A 20,261-nucleotide genomic window follows, 5' to 3' on the forward strand; every position below is an offset into this window, starting at 1 on the left:
CACGGGTGAGTGGCGTCAGCCGTTGCGGGGGCCGGGGAAGGCCGTCGGGCGGACGTCGTCGCGCAGGGCCGGGCTGCCCGCGGTCGGCTGGGTCGGCATGGAACGGGCCGCGGGGACCGTCGGCACCGCGGGCAGCGCGGGCAGCGCCGCGTTCACGTTGAGCGTGCGGGTGCCGGACGGCTCCGGCGTCCGCTCCGGGTCGGCCGCCGTCTGGGCCGCGGCGCGGCGGGCGCCGTAGCGGCGGTGCACCGCCTGCTTGGTGACCCCGAGCGCCGAACCCACCGCGTCCCACGAGAAGCCGAGCGAGCGGTCGAAGTCCACGGCGGCCGTGACCAGGGTTTCGACACTGTCCCGCAGTTCCTGGGCGAGGCGGACCGTCGGGGCGGGGGCGCGCCCGTAGACGACGAAGCCCGTGGACGGGCCGGAGCGGCGTGGACGGTAGACGTTGCCCAGCTGGGCGGTGAGCGTGCGCAGCGCGTCCACCTGCCGGCGGACCCGCTCGATGTCCCGCACCAGCAAGTGCAGGCTGGCCCGGGCCTGGGCGTCGTGGGTTGCGTGGTCGGCCATGAACAAGCCTCTCGAACCGGCGTTGAAAGGAATTGGGCCGCCAAAGCGGCCCGATGTGGTCAACTCTTTCTTGACCAACGCGCTCGCGGTCCGCTGGTCACGGGGTGGGGGCGTACGGGCATATGCGTACGCCGCCCGTCTGCTCGTGCGCCGTCCAAGGTCATAGACTGGTGCGCTGCCCGCTCACCCCCGCCCGAGAGGCCCGATCCCGCCCATGAAGCTCGTCTTCGCCGGTACCCCCGAGGTCGCCGTTCCCGCTCTGGACGCCCTGCTCGCCTCCGGGCGGCACGAGGTGGCCGCCGTCGTCACCCGGCCCGACGCGCCGGCCGGGCGCGGGCGCAGGCTGGTCGCGTCCCCCGTGGCCGAGCGCGCGGAGGAGGCCGGGATCGAGGTGCTGAAGCCCCTGAAGCCGCGGGACCCGGAGTTCCTGGAGCGGCTGAAGGAGATCGCGCCGGACTGCTGCCCGGTCGTCGCCTACGGCGCCCTGCTGCCGAAGGCGGCCCTGGACATCCCCGCCCACGGCTGGGTCAACCTGCACTTCTCGCTGCTGCCCGCCTGGCGCGGTGCCGCGCCCGTGCAGCACTCCATCATGGCGGGCGACGAGATCACCGGCGCCTCCACGTTCCTCATCGAGGAAGGGCTCGACTCCGGGCCCGTGTACGGGACCGTGACGGAGGAGATCCGTCCCACCGACACCAGCGGCGACCTGCTCACCCGGCTCGCCTTCGCCGGTGCCGGGCTGCTCGCCGCGACCATGGACGGCATCGCGGACGGCACCCTGAAGGCCGTACCGCAGCCGGCCGAGGGCATCACCGTGGCGCCGAAGATCACCGTCGAGGACGCCCAGGTGGACTGGGCGACGCCCGCGCTGCGCGTCGACCGGGTCGTGCGCGGCTGCACCCCGGCGCCCGGCGCCTGGACCACCTTCCGCGGCGAGCGGCTCAAGCTCATCCATGTCACGCCCGTGCCCGGGCGGACGGACCTCGCGCCGGGCCGGCTCGCGGTGGGCAAGAACAGCGTGCACGTGGGCACCGGTTCCTACGGCGTCGAGCTGCTGTGGGTGCAGGCCCAGGGCAAGAAGCCGATGCGGGCCGCCGACTGGGCCCGCGGGGTGCGCATCGCGGAGGGCGAGACGCTGGGCGGCTGACGGCCGGGACGGTGGGGCAGCCGACGGGGCCCGTGCCGTCGCCCCCGACCGGGTTCGCGGGGCGGCCGGCGGCCCGGTTCGCGGAGCAGCCGGCGGCCCGGCCCATCGCGGAGCAGCCGGCGGCCCGGCCCATCGCGGAGCAGCCGGCGACCGGGTCCGCGGAGCAGCTGGCGGCCCGGTGCGCGGAGTAGCCGGCGGCCGGGTTCGCGGAGCAGCTGGCGGCCCGGTGCGCGGAGTAGCCGGCGGCCGGGTTCGCGGAGCAGCTGGCGGCCTGGTCCGCGGGGCGGCCGGTTCGCACCGGGCCGGTGCCCCGGACGGCGGAGAGGAGGGTGCGCCGACGTAGGCTGGAGGCGCACCTTCTTCATCACACCCGGAGCACCTTTTTCGTGAGCGAGCAGTCCCGGCGGCCGCGCAGGCCCGCCAAGCCCTACCGCCGTCCCCAGAAGGATCCCGTCCGCATCCTGGCCTTCGAGGCGCTGCGCGCGGTGGACGAGCGGGACGCGTACGCCAACCTCGTGCTGCCGCCGCTGCTGAAGAAAGCCCGGGACAAGGGCGACTTCGACGCTCGGGACGCCGCCCTCGCCACCGAGCTGGTGTACGGCACGCTGCGCCGGCAGGGCACGTACGACGCCGTCATCGCCGCCTGCGTGGACCGGCCGCTGCGCGAGGTCGACCCGCCCGTGCTCGATGTGCTGAGCCTCGGCGCGCACCAGCTGCTCGGCACGCGCATCCCGACGCACGCCGCGGTCTCCGCCTCCGTGGAGCTGGCGCGCGTGGTGCTCGGCGACGGACGGGCCAAGTTCGTCAACGCCGTGCTCCGCAAGATCGCCCAGGACGACCTCCAGGGCTGGATCGAGAAGGTCGCGCCGCCCTACGACGAGGATCCCGAGGACCACCTCGCCGTCGTGCACTCGCACCCCCGCTGGGTCGTCTCCGCGCTGTGGGACTCCCTGGGCGGCGGCCGGGCCGGCATCGAGGAACTGCTGGCCGCGGACAACGAGCGCCCCGAGGTCACGCTCGTCGCGCGTCCTGGCCGGGCCACCACCGAGGAACTGCTCCGCGAGGACGCGGCCGTACCCGGGCGCTGGTCGCCGTACGCCGTGCGGCTCGCCGAGGGCGGCGAACCGGGCGCGGTCGAGGCCGTGCACCAGGGACGCGCCGGCGTGCAGGACGAGGGCAGCCAGCTGGTCGCCCTCGCGCTGGCGAACGCCCCGCTGGACGGGCCGGACGAGACATGGCTCGACGGGTGCGCCGGGCCGGGCGGCAAAGCCGCGCTGTTGGCCGCCCTCGCCGCCGAGCGCGGAGCCGTGCTGCTCGCCTCCGAGAAGCAGCCGCACCGGGCCGGCCTGGTCGAGAAGGCGCTGCACGGCAATCCCGGGCCGTACCAGGTCATCGCCGCCGACGGCACCCGCCCGCCGTGGCGCCTCGGCTCCTTCGACCGGGTGCTGGTGGACGTCCCGTGCACCGGCCTCGGCGCGCTCCGCCGCCGCCCCGAGGCCCGCTGGCGCCGCCGCCCCGAGGACCTCGACAACTTCGCGCCGCTGCAGCGCTCCCTGCTGCGCACCGCCCTCGACTCGGTGCGTGTGGGCGGAGTCGTCGGCTACGCCACCTGCTCCCCCCACCTCGCCGAGACCCGCGCCGTCGTCGCCGACGTCCTCAAGCAGCGCCCGGACACCGAGGTGATCGACGCCCGCCCCCTCCTGCCCGGCGTACCGGACCTGGGCGACGGGCCGGACGTACAGCTGTGGCCCCATCTCCACGGCACGGACGCGATGTACCTGGCCCTGATCCGCAGGACTGCCTGACGCCGCTCAGGTCGTTCCCCAGGGGCGCGGGGAACTGCGCGACCGGCCACCCACCGGCCCGCAGTCGAACCACGACCTCGGGGGACCGCGGCTACAGCCAAGCGCAGCGGCATGGCAGGCTTGGGTCATGGCCGTGCAGATCAACCCCAGCATCCTGTCCGCCGACTTCGCCCGACTGGCGGAGGAGGCCAAGGCGGTCCAAGGCGCCGACTGGCTTCACGTCGACGTCATGGACAACCACTTCGTCCCGAACCTGACGCTCGGCGTCCCGGTCGTGGAGTCCCTGGCCCGTGCGACGGACACCCCGCTGGACTGCCATCTGATGATCGAGGACCCCGACCGCTGGGCGCCTCAGTACGTCGAGGCGGGGGCGTCGTCCGTCACCTTCCACGTGGAGGCCGCCGCCGCCCCGGTGCGGCTCGCCCGGGAGATCCGCGCGAAGGGCGCCCGTGCCTCCATGGCGCTGAAGCCCGCCACGCCGATCGAGCCGTTCGAGGACCTGCTGCCGGAACTCGACATGCTGCTGATCATGACGGTCGAGCCGGGCTTCGGCGGCCAGGCCTTCCTCGACATCATGCTGCCGAAGATCCGCCGCACCCGGGAGCTGATCAAGAAGCACGGTCTGGAGCTGTGGCTGCAGGTCGACGGCGGTGTCTCGGCCTCGACGATCGAGCGCTGCGCGGACGCGGGAGCGGACGTGTTCGTCGCCGGCTCGGCCGTCTACGGGGCGAACGACCCGGCGGAGGCGGTCCGTGCCCTGCGCGCACAGGCGGAGACGGCCACCGCCAAGGCGTCCTGGGCATGCGACCACTGAGCCACAGTCAAGTGAACGGTTAAGTGAACGGCGCCCATCAGGGCGGATCAGTCGCGCCGAATCTGCAAGGATGAACGGCGAATCCAGAGTGTGAACAGCAGTGAGGAGATCGCCGTGTCGGGTATGTCGGCGGGCCGGTCAGCCATGCGGATGGGACCCGCTGAGCTGGTGCAGGCGGCGGCCATGGCCCGCCGCTTCTACCTCGAGGGCAAGTCCAAGATCCAGATCGCGGAGGAGTTCGGCGTCAGCCGCTTCAAGGTGGCCCGGGTCCTGGAGACGGCCCTCGAACGGGATCTCGTACGTATCGAGATCCGAGTCCCGGCCGAGCTGGACGCCGAGCGCTCCGACGCGCTTCGCGCCCGGTACGGCCTGAGGCACGCCGTCGTGGTCGAGTCGCCGGCCGAGGCCGAGGAGACCCCCGACCCGGAGAACCTCGGCGAGGTCGCCGCCGACCTGCTCGGCGAGCTGGTCAACGAGGGGGACGTGCTCGGGCTGGCCTGGGGCCGGTCCACCATCCACATGGCGGCGGCGCTCGACCGGCTGCCGCCCTGCACGGTGGTGCAGCTGACGGGCGTGTACGACGCCGGGACCGCCGAGCGCGGCTCGGTGGAGGCCGTGCGCCGGGCGGCCCAGGTGTCGGGCGGTGACGCGCACCCCATCTACGCGCCGATGCTGCTGCCGGACGCGGCGACCGCGGCGGCGCTGCGCAACCAGACCGGGCTCGCCCGGGCCTTCGAGTACTTCGACAAGGTCACGGTCGCCTGCGTCTCCATCGGCTCCTGGGAGCCGGGCATCTCGACCGTGCACGACATGCTCAGCGACGAGGAGCGCGCGCACTACGCCTCGCTCGGTGTCGCCGCCGAGATGTCCGCGCACCTCTTCGACGCCGAGGGCCGCCGGATCGGGCGAGACCTGGGGGAGCGGTGCATCACGGTCAAGGCCGACCAGCTCCGCCGGATCCCGGAGGTCGTGGCCATCGCCGGCGGGCAGCGCAAGGCGTCGGCCATCGACGCGGTGCTGCGCTCCGGGCTGGTCACCAGCCTGGTGACCGACACCTCGGCCGCCGACTACCTGATGACGGCGGGCCCGGCGCCGAAGCCGGCGCTCAGCCGGGCGGACCCCGACGGGCACTGACCGGGACCGGTCCGGACGAGCACCGGCCCGGGACCGGTCCGGACGAGCACGGTCCGGACGAGCACCGGCCGGGCAGGGTTCGGACGGGCACCGGCCGGGCACGGTCCGGCCGGGCACCGGCCCGGGACCGGACAGCGGGTCGCGGCGCCGTCGTGACGGGACGGCCGCGGCAGCAACGGCGCGCTGCTGCTGCGGTTCGTCACCCGCGCGTTCGCGGGCCTGCTCGCCGTCCTGCCGACGGGGCGGTCCCCACTCCACCGATGATCACTACGAGTCGTTCCGGGCGGTGCTGAGATGACGGAAGACCTGGGCGGCCGGTACACGGTCACCCTGGACCTGGACGGGGTCACGGGCAAAGCGGGCCTGATGGACCGCATCTCCCGGGCCCTGGCGCTGCCCGACTGGTTCGGCCGGAACTGGGACGCGCTGGCCGACTCCCTCTCCGATCACACCGTCTGGCCCGAGGGCGCCGTGGAGCAGGGGCTGCTCATCGTCGTACGGCGCTGGCGCACCTATGCCGAGGCGGTGCCGGACGAGTGGCGGACCGCCGAAGAGGTCTTCGCGGAGGCGGTGGACCGGACGCCCGCGCTCACCGTCCTCCTCGCCCTTGGAGGATCCTCCTAACGCCTCTCCGGCCGCCCTGGATGTTTTGTGAGGCCATGACGGCCAGGCGGTCATGGGACAATGAAGTACGTGCTCTTTCCCCCTGGCGCACCCGTCCGGGGGTCACCTCTGATCGACTGGGATGTGCAGCACGTGCGTTTCCTCAATGACATCCAGCCCGCGTACGACCTCACGTACGACGACGTGTTCATGGTGCCGAGCCGCTCCGCGGTGGGCTCGCGTCAGGGCGTGGACCTCGCCTCGCCGGACGGCACGGGCACGACCATCCCGCTCGTCGTCGCCAACATGACCGCCATCGCCGGCCGCCGCATGGCCGAGACGGTGGCCCGCCGGGGCGGCCTCGTGGTCATCCCTCAGGACATCCCGATCGACGTCGTCACCGACGTCGTCTCCTGGGTGAAGAGCCGCCACCTGGTGCTGGACACCCCGATCGTGCTGGCCCCGCACCAGACCGTCGCCGACGCCCTGGCGCTGCTGCCCAAGCGGGCGCACAACGCCGGTGTCGTCGTGGACGAGAACCAGCGGCCCGTCGGTGTCGTCACCGACGCCGACCTGTCCGGCGTCGACCGCTTCACCCAGCTCGAGGTTGTCATGTCCAAGGACCTGCTCCTGCTGGACGCCGACATCGACCCGCGCGAGGCCTTCAACACCCTCGACCACCACAACCGCCGCTACGCCCCCGCCGTCGACAAGGACGGCAGGCTCGCGGGCATCCTCACCCGCAAGGGCGCCCTGCGGGCCACGCTGTACACGCCGGCCGTGGACGCGAACGGCAGGCTGCGGATCGCCGCCGCCGTCGGTATCAACGGTGACGTCGCCGGCAAGGCCAAGCAGCTGCTCGACGCCGGTGTGGACACCCTCGTGATCGACACCGCGCACGGCCACCAGGAGTCGATGATCAGCGCGGTCAAGGTCGTGCGTGCGCTCGACCCGCAGGTGCCGATCGCCGCGGGCAACATCGTCTCCGCCGAGGGCGTCAAGGACCTCGTCGACGCCGGTGCGGACATCATCAAGGTCGGTGTCGGCCCGGGCGCCATGTGCACCACCCGCATGATGACCGGCGTCGGCCGGCCGCAGTTCTCCGCGGTCCTGGAGTGCGCCGCCGAGGCGAAGAAGTACGGCAAGCACGTGTGGGCCGACGGCGGTGTCCGGCACCCGCGCGACGTCGCCATGGCCCTCGCGGCCGGCGCGTCCAACGTGATGGTGGGCTCCTGGTTCGCCGGCACCTACGAGTCGCCCGGAGACCTCCAGCACGATGCGAGCGGCCGCGCCTACAAGGAGTCGTTCGGCATGGCCTCCGCGCGTGCCGTGCGCAACCGTACGTCGGAGGAGTCGGCGTACGACCGGGCGCGCAAGGCGCTGTTCGAGGAGGGCATCTCGACCTCCCGCATGTTCCTCGACCCGGCCCGCCCGGGCGTCGAGGACCTGATCGACTCGATCATCGCGGGTGTCCGCTCCTCCTGCACCTACGCCGGTGCCGGCTCCCTGGAGGAGTTCGCCCAGAAGGCCATCGTCGGCATCCAGAGCGCGGCAGGCTACGCCGAGGGCAAGCCGCTGCACGCCAGCTGGAGCTGACCTCAAGTCCCGTTGTCACGGCCCCCGTCGTTCCCTTGCCGGGAACGGCGGGGGCCGTCGGTGTTCCCGCGCGGGACAGCCGGTCGGCCGGGCGCCCGGAGGACGCCGCGGCCGGGTGTGCGGAGGGCGCCGCGGCCGGGTGTGCGGAAGGGCACGGGAAGGGGCCTGTGAAGGGTCTGTGCAACGGTCGACAGCCCGCGTGCAACGATTTGTCATTCCGGCCGGATGAACGCAATGATCATGCGGGGATGCGCAAGGTTGCTGCATTACGCCCGTGAAGGCCTGCCTCGTAGGGTCATGCGCTAGTACGTGGCGTGGCGGGGACCCCGCTCGGTGGGTTCCTGCCCTCGCAGGCCCCACCGGTCCCCGTCCACGAGGGCCGGCAGTCGTGCCGGTCCGTACCCGCAAAGACCGGCAGCGATAAGGAGCCCACGCGTGCTCGACCATGGCGCACCCCCGCAGAACCAGATACCGGCCGCCCCCGCGTCCCCGGGCGTCGCCGCGCGCCTCATGCGTCGCAAGCCCGTGGAACGCCTGGTCGCAGAGGGCGGCCACGGTGAGGGGGGCCAGCTGCGCCGTTCCCTCGGGCTGTGGCAGCTGACCATGATCAGCATCGGTGCCACCCTCGGCACCGGCATCTTCGTCGTCCTCGGCGACGCCGTTCCCGAGGCCGGTCCCGCCGTCACCCTGGCCTTCGTGATCGCCGGTCTCACGGCTCTCTTCTCGGCCCTGTCCTACGCCGAGCTGGCGGGCAGCATCCCGGTCGCCGGCTCCTCCTACTCGTATGCGTACGCAACGCTGGGTGAGCTGGTCGCCTGGGTCTGCGGCTGGTGCCTCGTCCTCGAGTACGGCGTGTCGGTGGCCGCCGTCGCCGTCGGCTGGGGCGAGTACCTGAACGAGCTGCTCGACGGCACCATCGGCGTCACCATCCCCGCCGCGCTGTCCTCGGCGCCCGGCGAGGGCGGCATCGTCAACCTGCCCGCCCTGATCGTCGTCCTCCTGGCGATGGTGTTCCTGCTCGGCGGCGCCCGCGAGTCCGCCCGCGCGAACACGATCATGGTCTGTGTGAAGATCGCCGCGCTCGTGCTGTTCTGTGCGGTCGGTTTCATGGGCTTCAAGTCCGGCAACTACCGCGACTTCATGCCGCTCGGGATGTCGGGCGTCAGCGCCGCCGGCGCCACGCTGTTCTTCTCGTACATCGGCTTCGACGCCGCCTCCACCGCCGGCGAGGAGGCGAAGAACCCCAAGCGGGACCTGCCGCGGGCGATCATGCTCTCGCTGATCATCGTGACCGCGCTGTACGTGCTCGTCGCGGGCGTCGCCGTGGGCGCCTGGAACTGGAAGAAGTTCGACGGCTCCGAGGCCACCCTCGCCGCGATCATGAACGACGTCACCGGGCAGACCTTCTGGGGCACGATGCTCGCGCTCGGCGCGGTCATCTCCATCGCCAGCGTGGTGCTCACCGTGCTCTACGGCCAGACCCGCATCCTCTTCGCGATGTCCCGCGACGGCCTGGTGCCGAAGGCGCTCGGCAAGATCCACCCGAAGACCGGCGCCCCCCGCCTCAACACGGTGATCGTGTCGCTCTTCTGCGGTGTGCTCGCCGCCCTGATCCCGCTGGGCAAGCTGGTCGACGCCACCAGCATCGGCACGCTGTTCGCCTTCGCCCTGGTCAACATCGCGGTCGTCGTCCTGCGCTACAAGCGGCCCGGGCTGGAGCGCACGTTCAAGGTGCCGCTCGGGCCGGTGCTGCCGGTGCTGGGCTTCGGGTTCTGCGCGTACAACATGTTCAGCCTCGACTCCGTCACCTGGATCGTGTTCGGTGTCTGGATGGCCGTCGGGCTCGTGTTCTACTTCCTGTACGGCTATCGCCGTTCCCGTCTCGCGACCGGTGAGGACCTCGCGGTGACGGCAGAGAAGTGACCGGACCGAAGAAGTGAACCACCCCCTGTGCTGAACGATCTCGACGAACGCATCGTGCACGCCCTCGCCGAGGACGCCCGCCGCTCCTATGCGGACATCGGGCAGATGGTCGGCCTGTCCGCGCCCGCGGTGAAGCGGCGCGTGGACCGGCTGCGGGCCACCGGAGCCATCACCGGATTCACCGTCCGGGTGGACCCGGGAGCGCTCGGCTGGGAGACCGAGGGGTACATCGAGATCTACTGCCGGAGCAACACGTCCCCGGAGACCATCCAGCGGGGTCTGGAGCGCTATCAGGAGGTCGTGGCCGCGTCGACCGTCACCGGCGACGCGGACGCGATCGCCCAGGTCTTCGCCTCCGACATGCGTCACTTCGAGCGGGTGCTGGAGCGGATCGCAGGAGAGCCGTTCGTCGAGCGGACCAAGTCGGTTCTGGTGCTGTCGCCCTTGCTGCGGCGCTTCTCCTCAGGGGCGCCGGGGTAAGGGGGACTCGGGCTCGGGGCGTCCGGTCGTGTGCCGGGTGCGGGCCGTCGTCGGCTGGTCGCGCAGTTCCCCCCGCCCCTGAAGGGCGCTCAGCTGCAGCGTCCCTGAAAGGGCGCGGGGAACTGCGCGAGAAACCACGACGGTCCGCACCCGGCGTACGACCAGGCGCCCCGGGTTCTATTCCGCGGTCTTCCGCGCCAGCGCGTTGCTTCCTATGGAATTGCGCACGCTGAAGCTCACCGCGTCCGAGCGGTAGCGGTCGTCGGACCACTCCACCGGGCGGCCCTCGGGCGTCGTCGTCACCCGCCGCACCCGCAGCAGCGGGCTCGTCCGGCGCACCCCCAGCAGCTCGGCGTCCAGCGCGCCGCAGGCGACCGCGTCGATCACGTGCTCCCCGTAGGCGAAGACCAGACCCGTGTCGTCGTACAGGCGCTGGGTGACGGATGCGCAGTCGGGTTCGATGGCCTTCACCGCCGGGGCGATCCAGTCGGCGTACACCGTGCGCTCGAGCAGCACCGGCTCACCGTCCAGGCCACGGACCCGCACCACGTGCAACACGGGGGTGCCGACGGGCAGTTGGAGGCGTACGGCATCCTCCTGCGTGGCCGGGCGGTACTCCTGTGACACCACCTGGCCGGTGGCCTCGCGGCCCATCGCCCGGGCCCACTGGGCGAAGCTGCGCAGTTCGGCGAAGCTCTGGCTGCGGCGGCTGGCGAGCACGACCCGGCGGGCGCCCTGGCGGGAGCCGATGAGCCCCTCCGCGGTCAGGGTCGCGACGGCCTGGCGGACCGTCCCGCGTGAGACGCCGTAGTGCGCCGCGAGTTCCGACTCCGAGGGCAGCCGGCTGCCGACCGTGTACTCCTCGCGGTCGATCGCCCGCCGCAGTTCGCCGGCGATCTCCTCGTGTCGCGCCGTCATGCTTCCCCTCTGCTCAGCTCACTGTGCACAGCGTGACCAGCCTAATCCACACCTCCGGTGATCCGTGTCAGCCGGAAGTGTGCAGGGAAACGGGGCCTGTCGTTTGATCAGTGTTCACGAACACGACACCGGCGACGGGCGTACTGAGGCCAACTTGTTCAGACAAGTTCCCCGCACTACTCCACTCCCGTGCGTCCCCTGGAGAGACCGTGACCGTGTCCCTGCCGAGAAACGCCGTCCTCGGCGGCTCCCTCGCCGTCGTCGCCGCGCTCGCGCTGAGCGCCTGCGGCGCCGCCCCCGACAACGCGTCGACCGCCACCAAGAACGGCAAGAGCGCCGCCACCGCCACCTCCGCCGCCGACTTCGGCGGCATGGACGCCCTGGTCAAGGCGGCCAAGAAGGAGGGCACGCTGCACGCCATAGCGATCCCGCGCGACTGGGCCAACTACGGCGCCCTCATCGACGGCTTCCAGAAGAAGTACGGCATCAAGATCGAGGTGGAGAGCCCCGACGGCTCCAGCCAGGACGAGATCAACGCCGTCACCTCCCGCAAGGGCCAGGACCGCGCCCCCGACGTCCTCGACCTCGGCAGCTCCTTCGCGCTCAGCGCCGCCCAGCAGGGCCTGCTCGCGCCCTACAAGGTGGCCTCCTTCGCCGACCTCCCCGAAGGCCAGAAGGACTCGCAGGCCCGCTGGTTCAACGACTACGGCGGCTACATCTCCATCGGCTGCGACGCGGGACGCGTCAAGGAGTGCCCGACCACCTTCAAGGACCTCCTCGAGCCCCGGTACAAGGGCCAGGTCGCCCTCAACGGCAACCCGACCAAGTCCGGCTCGGCCTTCGGCGGCGTGTACGCGGCGGCCCTGGCCAACGGCGGCTCCTTCGACGACATCCAGCCCGGCCTGGACTTCTTCGCCAAGCTCAAGAAGAACGGCAACTACACGCCCGTCGAGTCCACCCCGGCCACCGTCGAGAAGGGCGAGACGCCGATCTCGATCGACTGGGACTACCTCAACGCCGGCTACGCCGACGAGTTCAAGTCCAAGGGCGTCGACTGGAAGGTCGCCATCCCCAGCGACGGCCAGTACGCCCAGTACTACTCCCAGGCCATCAACAAGGACGCCCCGCACCCGGCGGCCGCCCGCCTGTGGCAGGAGTACCTCTACAGCGCCGAGGGCCAGAACCTGTGGCTCAAGGGATACGCCCGCCCGGCCCTGATGACCGCCATGGACAAGGCCGGCACCCTCGACAAGACGGCCGCCGCCAAGCTGCCCAAGGTCACCGGCACGCCCACCTTCCCGACCGAGGACCAGCAGAGCAAGGCCAAGACGGCCCTCGCGCAGGGCTGGGGGAAGGCCGTCTCCGGATGACCGCCGCCCTCACGCGCGCGGACGTGGCGCCCGCCGCTTCGGCGAAGCGGCGGCGCCGCGCCCCCGGCTGGCTGGCCGTGGTGCCGCTGCTGGTGTTCACGGCGATCGCCTTCGGGCTGCCCGCCGTGGCCATCGTGGACGGCGCCTTCACGGTCAAGGACGCCACCAGCGGCGCCGCCTCCTACACCGGCGCCAACCTGACGACCTCGCTGCAGGGGCCGTACCTCACCGCGCTGCTCGGCAGCGTCAAGCTGTCCGCGGTCTCCGCCGCGCTCGGCGCCCTGCTCGGGCTGCCGCTCGCGCAGGCCGTGGTCAGCTCCCGCTCCCGCGCGCTGCGCGAGGCCGTGCTCACCGCCTCCGGTGTGCTCGCCAACTTCGGCGGCGTCCCGCTGGCCTTCGCCTTCGTCGCCACCCTCGGCAACGCGGGCGTTCTGACCGTGCACCTCGGTCTGAAGGACAGCGGCTGGGACCTGTACAGCTTCTGGGGCCTGGTCCTCGTCTACCTGTACTTCCTCATCCCCCTCATGGTCCTCACCATCACCCCGGCCCTGGACGGACTGCGCTCCCAGTGGCGCGAGGCCGCCCTGAACAACGGCGCCACCGGCGTGCAGTACTGGCGGCACGTGGCCCTCCCCGTGCTCGCGCCCTCCCTGCTCGGCGGTCTGGTCCTGCTGTTCGGCAGCGCCTTCGCCGCCTACGCCACCGCCGCCGCCATGGTCGGCAGCGCCGTTCCGCTGGTCACACTGCAGATCGCCGACGCCCTCTCCGGCAACGTGCTGGTCGGCCAGGAGAACGTCGCCCTCGCCCTCAGCCTCGACATGGTCCTGGTCGCGGGCCTGGTCATGGCCGTGTACCTGCCCCTTCAGCGACGGAGTGCCCGATGGCTCGACGCCTGACCCTCTGGCGGTGGGTCGTCCTCGGTCTCGCCGCCCTGTACTTCCTGGTGCCGCTCGCGGCGTCCGTGATCTTCACCGTCGACGTGCCCGGCCACGGCATCACCCTCGATGCCTACAGCAAGATCCTCTCCACCGAGGGCTTCGCCTCCAGCCTGCTGCTCTCGCTGGAGCTGGCCGTGGCCACCATCGCGGTCGTGCTGCTGCTCATGGTGCCCGCGGTGGTCGCGCTCCGGCTCGGCGCGCCCCGGCTGCGGCCGGTGGTGGAGGTGGTGTGCTCGCTGCCGCTCGTGGTGCCGCCGATCGCCTTCGTCGCCGGGATCGTCACCGTGCTGAAGTGGGGCCCGGAGCACCTCTCCCACACCCCGCTGTTCCAGACCTTCGTGGCGATCCAGGACGAGAACTTCCCGGTCGTCCTCGTCCTCGCGTACGTCGTGATGGCGCTGCCGTTCGTCTACCGCGCGCTGGACGCCGGCCTGCGCGCAGTCGACGTGCGCACCCTCGTCGAGGCCGCCCGCAGCTGCGGCGCCTCCTGGCCCCAGGCCCTCGTCCGGGCCGTGCTGCCGAACCTGCGCGGCGCCCTGCTGAACGCGGCCTTCCTCACGCTGGCCCTGGTCCTCGGCGAGTTCACCGTCGCCCAGCTGCTGGGCTTTCGGCCCTTCGCCGTGTGGATCTACAACATCGGCGGCTCGCAGGCCCAGATGTCCGTCGCCGTGTCCGTGCTCAGCCTGCTCGTCACCTGGGCCCTGCTCCTCGCGCTCGCCGGTGCCGGCGGCGGACGCTCCCGAACCGCTCCTTCCCGGGGATGACACACACCATGACCGCCACCACGCTCGAGAAGGCCGTCGCCGAAAAGGCCGCCACCGTCGAATTCCGCTCACTGCGCCGCGAGTTCGGCTCCACCGTCGCCCTCGACGGACTCGACCTGACCGTCCGTCCGGGGGAGTTCCTGGCGCTGCTCGGCCCGTCGGGCTGCGGCAAGACCACCGCGCTGCGCATGCTGGCCGGGTTCGAACACCCGGACTCCGGCGCCGTACTGGTGGACGGCGGGGACGTCACGCACGTCCCGGCCCACCGCCGGGACGCCGGGATGGTCTTCCAGTCGTACAGCCTCTTCCCGCACCTGAACGCCCTCGACAACGTCGCCTTCGGGCTGCGCATGCGCAAGGTCCGCACCGCCGAACGCCGGACCCGCGCCGCGGAGCTGCTGGAGCTGGTCGGCCTCGGCGACAAGGGGGAGCGGTACCCGCACCAGCTCTCCGGCGGCCAGCAGCAGCGCATCGCGCTCGCCCGCGCCCTCGCGCTGCGCCCGCGCGTGCTCCTGCTGGACGAACCGCTGTCCGCGCTGGACGCCAAGGTCCGGCTCAGCCTGCGCGAGGAGATCCGCCGGCTCCAGCAGGAACTCGGCATCACCACCCTGTTCGTGACGCACGATCAGGAAGAGGCACTGTCGGTCGCCGACCGGGTCGCCGTGATGCGCGCCGGCCGCCTCGAACAGTGCGCCGAACCCGCAGAGCTGTACGGCCGCCCCGCCACCGCCTTCGTCGCCGAGTTCGTCGGCACCATGAGCCGGATCCCGGGCGAGCTGAAGGACGGCACGGTGGAGGTGCTCGGGCAGCGGCTGCCGGCCGACGGCGAGGTGCCGGACGGCGCCGTCGACGTACTGGTGCGGCCCGAGGCCGTTCGCGTGCACGCCGACGAGCAGGGCAGCGCCCGCGTGGTCGCCACCGCCTTCCTCGGCGCGGTCGTCCGGGTCACCATGCGGCTCGCCGACGGCACCGAGGCCAAGGCCGACCTGCCCGCGCACGAGGCCGCCGGGCTCGGCGCCGGAGCGGCCGTCGGCGTGTCGCTGCCCGAGCGTGCCGTGCTGGTGGCCGAACGCATCCAGAAGTGAGGAACGACACCGACGTGACCCCCCACACCCCCACCCTCCCGCTGCAGGCGGTCCTGTTCGACATGGACGGCACGCTCGTGGACACCGAGCGCCTGTGGTGGGAGGCCGTCGAGCAGGTCGCCGGGCGCCCGCTCACCGAGGCCGACCAGCCGGACGTGCTCGGCCGCCCCGTCGAGCACACCGCCGCCTGGCTCGGCGCGGCCACCGGCCGCCCCGGCGGACAGCTCGCGGCCGACCTGCACCGCGAGTTCGCCGAGCGCGTCCGTACCGGGATCGTGCCGCGCCCCGGCGCCCTGGACCTGCTGGACGCCCTGGCCACCGCCGGTATCCCCACCGCCCTGGTGACCGCGTCCCCGCGCGCGGTGGCCGACGTCGTCCTGGACGCGCTCGGCGCCGGACGGTTCGCGGCCTCCGTGACGGCCGACGACACCGCCCGCACCAAGCCCGCCCCCGATCCCTACCTGGCGGCCTGCCACGCCCTCGGCGTCGAGCCGGCCGCCTGCGTGGCCGTCGAGGACACCGAGACGGGGGTGGCCTCCGCCGAGGCCGCCGGATGCGCCGTGCTCGCCGTACCGTCCCTCGCGCCGATCGGCGCGGCACCCGGGCGGACCGTACGGGACAGCCTGGTCGGAGTCACCCCGGAGGGGCTGGGCCGCATGGTCGCGCCCGGACTGACGGTCATGAGCTGGAACCTGTGGCTCGGCGGCAGCAAGGTCGACGACCACCGCGCCAAGCAGCTGAAGGTGATCCTGGAGAGCGGTGCCGACGTCGTCGGACTCCAGGAGACCGCCGGCACCGCGGCCCAGGAGCTGGCCGAGGCGCTCGGCTGGCACCACCACCGGGCCGGTGAGAACCTCGGCGTGCTCAGCCGCCACCCGATCACCGCCCGGTTCGGCGACCCGGACGTCGGTTTCTACGGCGCCGCGGGCGTGCGTGTCGCGGTGGCCCCCGGCCGCGAGGTCGACGTATGGACCGTGCATCTGCACTACACGCCCTACGGGCCGTACGAGTCCGTCTTCGACGGGCTGCCGGCGGCCGAGCTGATCGCTCACGAGGGGGTGCGGCTCGCCCAGATGCGGGACGCGCTGCAACGGATCGAGCAGTCGGCGCGGGACGGTGTACCGGTCGTCCTGGTCGGTGACTTCAACTGTCCCTCGCACCTGGACCGGCCGGACGTCGAGTGGCCGGTGACCAGGGCCGCCGAGGCGGCGGGCCTGAACGACTCCTACCGGGAAGCCCACCCCGACCCGGTCGCCGCGCCGGGGCACACCTGGTCGCCGGTCCACCCCGTGCACGAGGACGGCAGCGGCCGGCCCGAGCCGCAGGACCGGATCGACTACGTGCTGCACCGCGGCCTGACCGTGCGGGATGCGCGCACCGTCGTCACCGGCGAGCCTCGTCCCTGGCCGGACGTGGCGGACAACGACTGGCCGTCGGACCACGCGGCGGTGCTCACCACCTTCGCGCTGCCCCCTGGGTGACTCGGGGTTACCCCAGGTCACCATTGCGGTGCGGGGCGACGATCCCGTAGGTTGTCCCGCACTTTCTACTGACTGGTAACACCGGCAGGTACCTCATGCGCTGGCCCCTCGGCCGTCCCACCACCGTCCGTGCGCGGATCGTGGCGCTCGCGCTCGCCCCGGCGGTCGCCCTGATGACCCTGTGGAGCTTCGCCATGGTGTCCGTCACCGCCGAACTCCGCGCGCTCGTCCGGCTCCAGGGGGTGTACGAGGACTTCGGCACCCCCGTGGACACCGCGATCGGACAGATCCAGATCGAGCGCCGGATGTCCGCCGCCTATCTGGGCGCCCGCCCCGACCCGGCCGCCGCCGGCGGCCTGCTCGGCCAGCAGCGCCGCACCGACCGGGCCGTCGACGCCATGCGGCAGGCGGTCCGCGACGGCGACCGCGGCCGGCTCACCCACCGGCAGCGGCAGGCCCTGGACACCATGGTCGGAGCGACGGACAAGCTGGAGAAGCTGCGCTCGCGCGTGCTGTCCCGGGGCATCACCTGGGACCGGGCCGTCGAGGAGTACAGCGCGCTCGTGGAACCCGGGTTCGACGTGCAGTCCACGCTCACGGCCCTGCAGGCCGGGCAGCTCGCCCGTGAGGCACAGGTCGTCGTCGAGCTGGTCCGGGTACGGGAGTTCGTCTCGCGCGAGGACGCCCTGGTCGCCGGGGCGCGGGCGGCCGGTGCCCTGACCGACCGGCAGTACGACACCCTCACCGCCACCGTCGAGGACCGGCGCGTCTTCGAGCGGACCTATGTGCCCGACCTGCCCGCCGACTCGCGCGGCCTCTTCGAGCACTTCCAGCGCGGCGAACTGCACGGCTCGCTGGTGCGCGAGGAGGACGCGCTGCTGCGGGCCGGTGCCGGCGGGGCGGGGAAGGCCGTCGCGGCCGGCAGCTGGCGGTCGACCATCGACCGGGCCGTCGTCCGCTACCGGGAGCTGTGCACCAGCTCCGCCGAGAACTCCGCCGCGCGTGGGCGGGCCTTCGCCTACCGCGAGCTGACCAAGGCCGCCGTCGTAGGCGCCGTCGGACTGGCCGCCGTGGCCCTGTCGCTGTGGTTCGCGGTGCGCGGCGCCCGGCGGATCTCCCGGCGCCTGGAGGTCCTGCGGGACGCGGCCGACGTCCTGACCCAGCGGCAACTGCCCGACGTCATGCGGAGACTGAGCGCCGGCGAGGACGTCGACGCGGTGACCGAGGCGCCGCCGCTCGCCGCCGACGAGGTCCACGACGACGAGATCGGCCAGGTCGGCCGGTCCTTCAACACCGCGCGGCTGGCCGCCGTGGAGGCCGCGGTGCAGCAGGCCGGCCTGCGCCGGGGACAGTTCGCCGTGCTGCTCACCATCGCGCGCCGCAACCAGGCGCTGGTGCACCGGCAGCTGAAGCTCGTCGACATGCTGGAGCGGCGCACCGACGACCCGGACGTGCTGCGGGAGCTGTTCCGCATCGACCATCTGACCACGCGCATGCGCCGGCACGCCGAGAGCCTGATCATCCTCTCCGGGGCCGTCCCCGGCCGCCGCTGGCGCCGGCCCGTACCGGTCGCGGACGTCGTCACCTCGGCCGTCGGCGAGATCGAGGACTACGCGCGCGTGGCCGTGCCGCCGATGCCCGAGGTGGGCGTGGCGGCGGACGCCGTCGCCGACGTCGTCCATCTGATCGCCGAACTCCTGGAGAACGCCACCGCGTTCTCGCCGCCGCACACCCAGGTCACGCTGCGCACCGGGCGGGTCGGCAGCGGGTTCGTCGTGGAGATCGACGACCGCGGGCTCGGCCTCGACGCCGAGGCGCGCGCCGGAGCGCAGCGCACCCTCACCGCCCCCGACGCCTTCGACCCCACCCGGCACGACCGGCTCGGCCTCTACGTCGTCGGCCGCCTCGCCGCCCGCCACGGCATCGAGGTCACCCTCCGGGACTCCCCGTACGGGGGGACGACCGCGGTGGTGCGGTTGCCTCCGGCGGTGCTGGCCGAGCCGGAACCGGCGGCGGGCCGGACGGCACCGCTCGCCGGGGACGGGGAGCCGCGACCGGCCGGCTTGCGGGAGCTGCCGCAGACGCGGGGGAGCGCCGGGGCGGCCGAGCTGCCGTCGAGGAAGCGGGCCGCCGGGCGGCAGCCGGCGGTCGCGGTCGGCACGGCACCGGAAGCGGAGCCGGCTGACGTGGCAGGACACGTGCCGTCGGCCGGGCAGTCGTCACACCCGCCGCGCCTTGCCCCGGAGCTGCCCGGTGGGGGAGGGCCCGCGGCGGCGGACGAGCCGCCGGACCCGCCGCGCCTTGCCCCGGAGCTGTCCGGTGGCGGAGGGCCCCCGGCTGCGGACGAGCCGCCGGACCCGCCGCGACCCGGCTCGGGGCCGGCCGCCGAACCCGGCCCCCCGGACGTGCCCGCGCTGCCCACCCGGGTCCGGCAGGCATCCCTCGCGCCGGAGCTGCGGGACGAGCCCCCGGCACCGGGCGGCGCTGCCGGGCCGGAGCTGGACGCCGAGGAGATGCGGGCGATCTTCGGTGCCTTCCAGCGTGGTCTCGACCGTGGCCGCAAGGGCCTGCCCGTACCCGGTGGCGCCGACGCGCCCACCGGCTCCGCCGACGAAGGGACGGACACCGACGATGCACGGTGACGACCGTGACGACCAGACCCCCGAGCAGCCCGCCGCGCCCGGCACGGACCTGGGCTGGCTGCTGGACGACCTCGTGGCCCGTACGCAGCACGTCCGCCAGGCCGTGCTGCTCACCGCCGACGGCCTCCCGCTCAGCAGCTCGGACGGCATGCGCCGGCGGGACATCGAGCATCTGGCCGCGGTCTGCTCCGGCTTCCACGGCCTTGCCCGTTCGGCGGGGGAGCGGTTCGGTGCGGGGAAGGTGCGGCAGACCATGGTGATGCTGGAGGACGCCTACCTCTTCATCACTCCGGCCGGGCACGGCAGCCGGCTCGCCGTGCTCAGCGAGGCCGGCACCGACGTCGGCCAGCTCGCCCACGAGATGGCCCTGCTCGTCCGCCGCCTCGGCCGCCATCTGGACGCCGCGGCCCGCAGCGCCCCGTGACCGCGTGGTGAGCGACGAGCACTGGTACGAGGACGAGACCGGGGCGATGGTGCGCCCGTACACGGTGACCCGGGGCCGCACCCGGCCCGACGGCCGGCACACCATCGACCTGATGTCGCGGGTCACCGCGCTGGACACCGGCGGTCCGGCCGCCGGCGTCGACCACGCGGGTGCCGCCCTGCTCGAACTGATCCGGCGCGGCCCGCGTCCCGTCGTGGAGCTGGCCGCGGACGCCGACCTGCCCCTGACCGTCGTCCGCGTGCTCCTCGGCGACCTGGCCGAGGCCCGGCTCATCCGCATCGATCCGCCCCGCCGGATCGTGGCCACCGGCCCGGCGGCCGATCCGGGGCTGCTCAGGGAGATCGTGGCGCGGCTGAGGGACCTCTAGTGCTGTGACCGGAAAGGTTCACCGGCTCGCGGCGCCCGGCACGGCTCCCCCACGCTCGGCTTCGCTCGCGCGGGAGGGACCCCCAGGCTCGGCTTCGCTCGCGCGGGAGGGACCCCCAGGCTCGGCTTCGCTCGCGCGGGAGGGACCCCCAGGCTCGGCTTCGCTCGCGCGGGAGGGACCCC

The 20,261-nt window shown here is 73.1% G+C and carries 18 protein-coding genes; 16 read left to right on the top strand and 2 right to left on the bottom strand.

Annotated features, from left to right (window positions below):
- Nucleotides 1-15: 15 nt before the first annotated feature.
- Nucleotides 16-567 carry a hypothetical protein gene (locus ACZ4SF_RS17235; protein ID WP_468384563.1) on the bottom strand — a complete coding sequence of 184 codons (552 nt, stop codon included), beginning with the start codon at nt 565-567 and terminating at the stop codon, nt 16-18.
- A 214-nt stretch (nt 568-781) separates the two neighbouring features.
- On the opposite strand from ACZ4SF_RS17235, the gene fmt reads away from it, so the two are divergent.
- The 8 genes from fmt to ACZ4SF_RS17275 all read left to right on the top strand — a co-directional run bounded on the left by fmt (nt 782) and on the right by ACZ4SF_RS17275 (nt 10,069).
- Nucleotides 782-1,714 carry a methionyl-tRNA formyltransferase gene (fmt, locus tag ACZ4SF_RS17240; RefSeq protein ID WP_468384566.1) on the top strand — a complete coding sequence of 311 codons (933 nt, stop codon included), beginning with the start codon at nt 782-784 and terminating at the stop codon, nt 1,712-1,714.
- Nucleotides 1,715-2,100: 386 nt separating this feature from the next.
- Nucleotides 2,101-3,519 carry an RsmB/NOP family class I SAM-dependent RNA methyltransferase gene (locus tag ACZ4SF_RS17245; RefSeq protein ID WP_468384569.1) on the top strand — a complete coding sequence of 473 codons (1,419 nt, stop codon included), beginning with the start codon at nt 2,101-2,103 and terminating at the stop codon, nt 3,517-3,519.
- A 127-nt stretch (nt 3,520-3,646) separates the two neighbouring features.
- The gene (gene rpe / locus ACZ4SF_RS17250; protein WP_468384572.1) at nt 3,647-4,333 is read left to right on the top strand and encodes a ribulose-phosphate 3-epimerase; all 687 of its coding nucleotides are present in this window, start codon (nt 3,647-3,649) and stop codon (nt 4,331-4,333) included.
- Nucleotides 4,334-4,423: 90 nt separating this feature from the next.
- Complete coding sequence (locus ACZ4SF_RS17255; RefSeq protein ID WP_201843553.1) at nt 4,424-5,467, top strand: sugar-binding transcriptional regulator; 1,044 nt, start codon at nt 4,424-4,426, stop codon at nt 5,465-5,467.
- 294 nt (nt 5,468-5,761) lie between these two features.
- Nucleotides 5,762-6,091, top strand: coding sequence for a barstar family protein (locus ACZ4SF_RS17260; protein WP_468384575.1), 330 nt, complete (start codon nt 5,762-5,764; stop codon nt 6,089-6,091).
- A 132-nt stretch (nt 6,092-6,223) separates the two neighbouring features.
- Nucleotides 6,224-7,666 carry a GuaB1 family IMP dehydrogenase-related protein gene (locus tag ACZ4SF_RS17265; RefSeq protein WP_468384578.1) on the top strand — a complete coding sequence of 481 codons (1,443 nt, stop codon included), beginning with the start codon at nt 6,224-6,226 and terminating at the stop codon, nt 7,664-7,666.
- A gap of 435 nt (nt 7,667-8,101) precedes the next feature.
- A complete protein-coding gene (locus ACZ4SF_RS17270; protein ID WP_468384581.1) occupies nt 8,102-9,589 on the top strand; it encodes an amino acid permease in 1,488 nt (495 codons plus the stop codon).
- A gap of 27 nt (nt 9,590-9,616) precedes the next feature.
- Complete coding sequence (locus ACZ4SF_RS17275) at nt 9,617-10,069, top strand: Lrp/AsnC family transcriptional regulator (protein ID WP_201843557.1); 453 nt, start codon at nt 9,617-9,619, stop codon at nt 10,067-10,069.
- Nucleotides 10,070-10,246: 177 nt separating this feature from the next.
- Here ACZ4SF_RS17275 and ACZ4SF_RS17280 read toward each other — a convergent pair whose 3' ends face one another.
- Nucleotides 10,247-10,987: a GntR family transcriptional regulator gene (locus ACZ4SF_RS17280; protein ID WP_468384585.1), complete on the bottom strand. Its 741-nt coding sequence runs from the start codon at nt 10,985-10,987 to the stop codon at nt 10,247-10,249.
- Nucleotides 10,988-11,196: 209 nt separating this feature from the next.
- Here ACZ4SF_RS17280 and ACZ4SF_RS17285 point away from each other — a divergent pair, with 209 nt between their 5' ends.
- The 8 genes from ACZ4SF_RS17285 (at nt 11,197) to ACZ4SF_RS17320 (ending at nt 20,079) form a co-directional block, all read left to right on the top strand.
- Complete coding sequence (locus ACZ4SF_RS17285) at nt 11,197-12,357, top strand: ABC transporter substrate-binding protein (RefSeq protein WP_468384588.1); 1,161 nt, start codon at nt 11,197-11,199, stop codon at nt 12,355-12,357.
- Nucleotides 12,354-13,253 (top strand): ABC transporter permease, encoded by a 900-nt coding sequence (locus ACZ4SF_RS17290; RefSeq protein ID WP_468384591.1) that lies wholly within the window; start codon nt 12,354-12,356, stop codon nt 13,251-13,253. The genes ACZ4SF_RS17285 and ACZ4SF_RS17290 overlap by 4 nt, the downstream gene beginning before the upstream one ends.
- The gene (locus ACZ4SF_RS17295; RefSeq protein WP_468384594.1) at nt 13,238-14,059 is read left to right on the top strand and encodes an ABC transporter permease; all 822 of its coding nucleotides are present in this window, start codon (nt 13,238-13,240) and stop codon (nt 14,057-14,059) included. The genes ACZ4SF_RS17290 and ACZ4SF_RS17295 overlap by 16 nt, the downstream gene beginning before the upstream one ends.
- Nucleotides 14,060-14,067: 8 nt before the next feature.
- Nucleotides 14,068-15,144 carry an ABC transporter ATP-binding protein gene (locus ACZ4SF_RS17300; RefSeq protein WP_468384596.1) on the top strand — a complete coding sequence of 359 codons (1,077 nt, stop codon included), beginning with the start codon at nt 14,068-14,070 and terminating at the stop codon, nt 15,142-15,144.
- 14 nt (nt 15,145-15,158) lie between these two features.
- Entirely contained in the window at nt 15,159-16,625 is a 1,467-nt protein-coding gene (locus tag ACZ4SF_RS17305; protein WP_468384599.1) for an HAD-IA family hydrolase, read from the top strand.
- Between the two features lie 95 nt (nt 16,626-16,720).
- Entirely contained in the window at nt 16,721-19,267 is a 2,547-nt protein-coding gene (locus ACZ4SF_RS17310; protein WP_468384602.1) for a sensor histidine kinase, read from the top strand.
- Complete coding sequence (locus ACZ4SF_RS17315) at nt 19,257-19,691, top strand: roadblock/LC7 domain-containing protein (RefSeq protein WP_468384604.1); 435 nt, start codon at nt 19,257-19,259, stop codon at nt 19,689-19,691. The genes ACZ4SF_RS17310 and ACZ4SF_RS17315 overlap by 11 nt, the downstream gene beginning before the upstream one ends.
- A 4-nt stretch (nt 19,692-19,695) precedes the next feature.
- The gene (locus ACZ4SF_RS17320; protein ID WP_468384605.1) at nt 19,696-20,079 is read left to right on the top strand and encodes a DUF742 domain-containing protein; all 384 of its coding nucleotides are present in this window, start codon (nt 19,696-19,698) and stop codon (nt 20,077-20,079) included.
- Nucleotides 20,080-20,261: the final 182 nt, after the last annotated feature.

The sequence above is a fragment of the Streptomyces sp. NPDC027663 genome, from assembly GCF_055566415.1.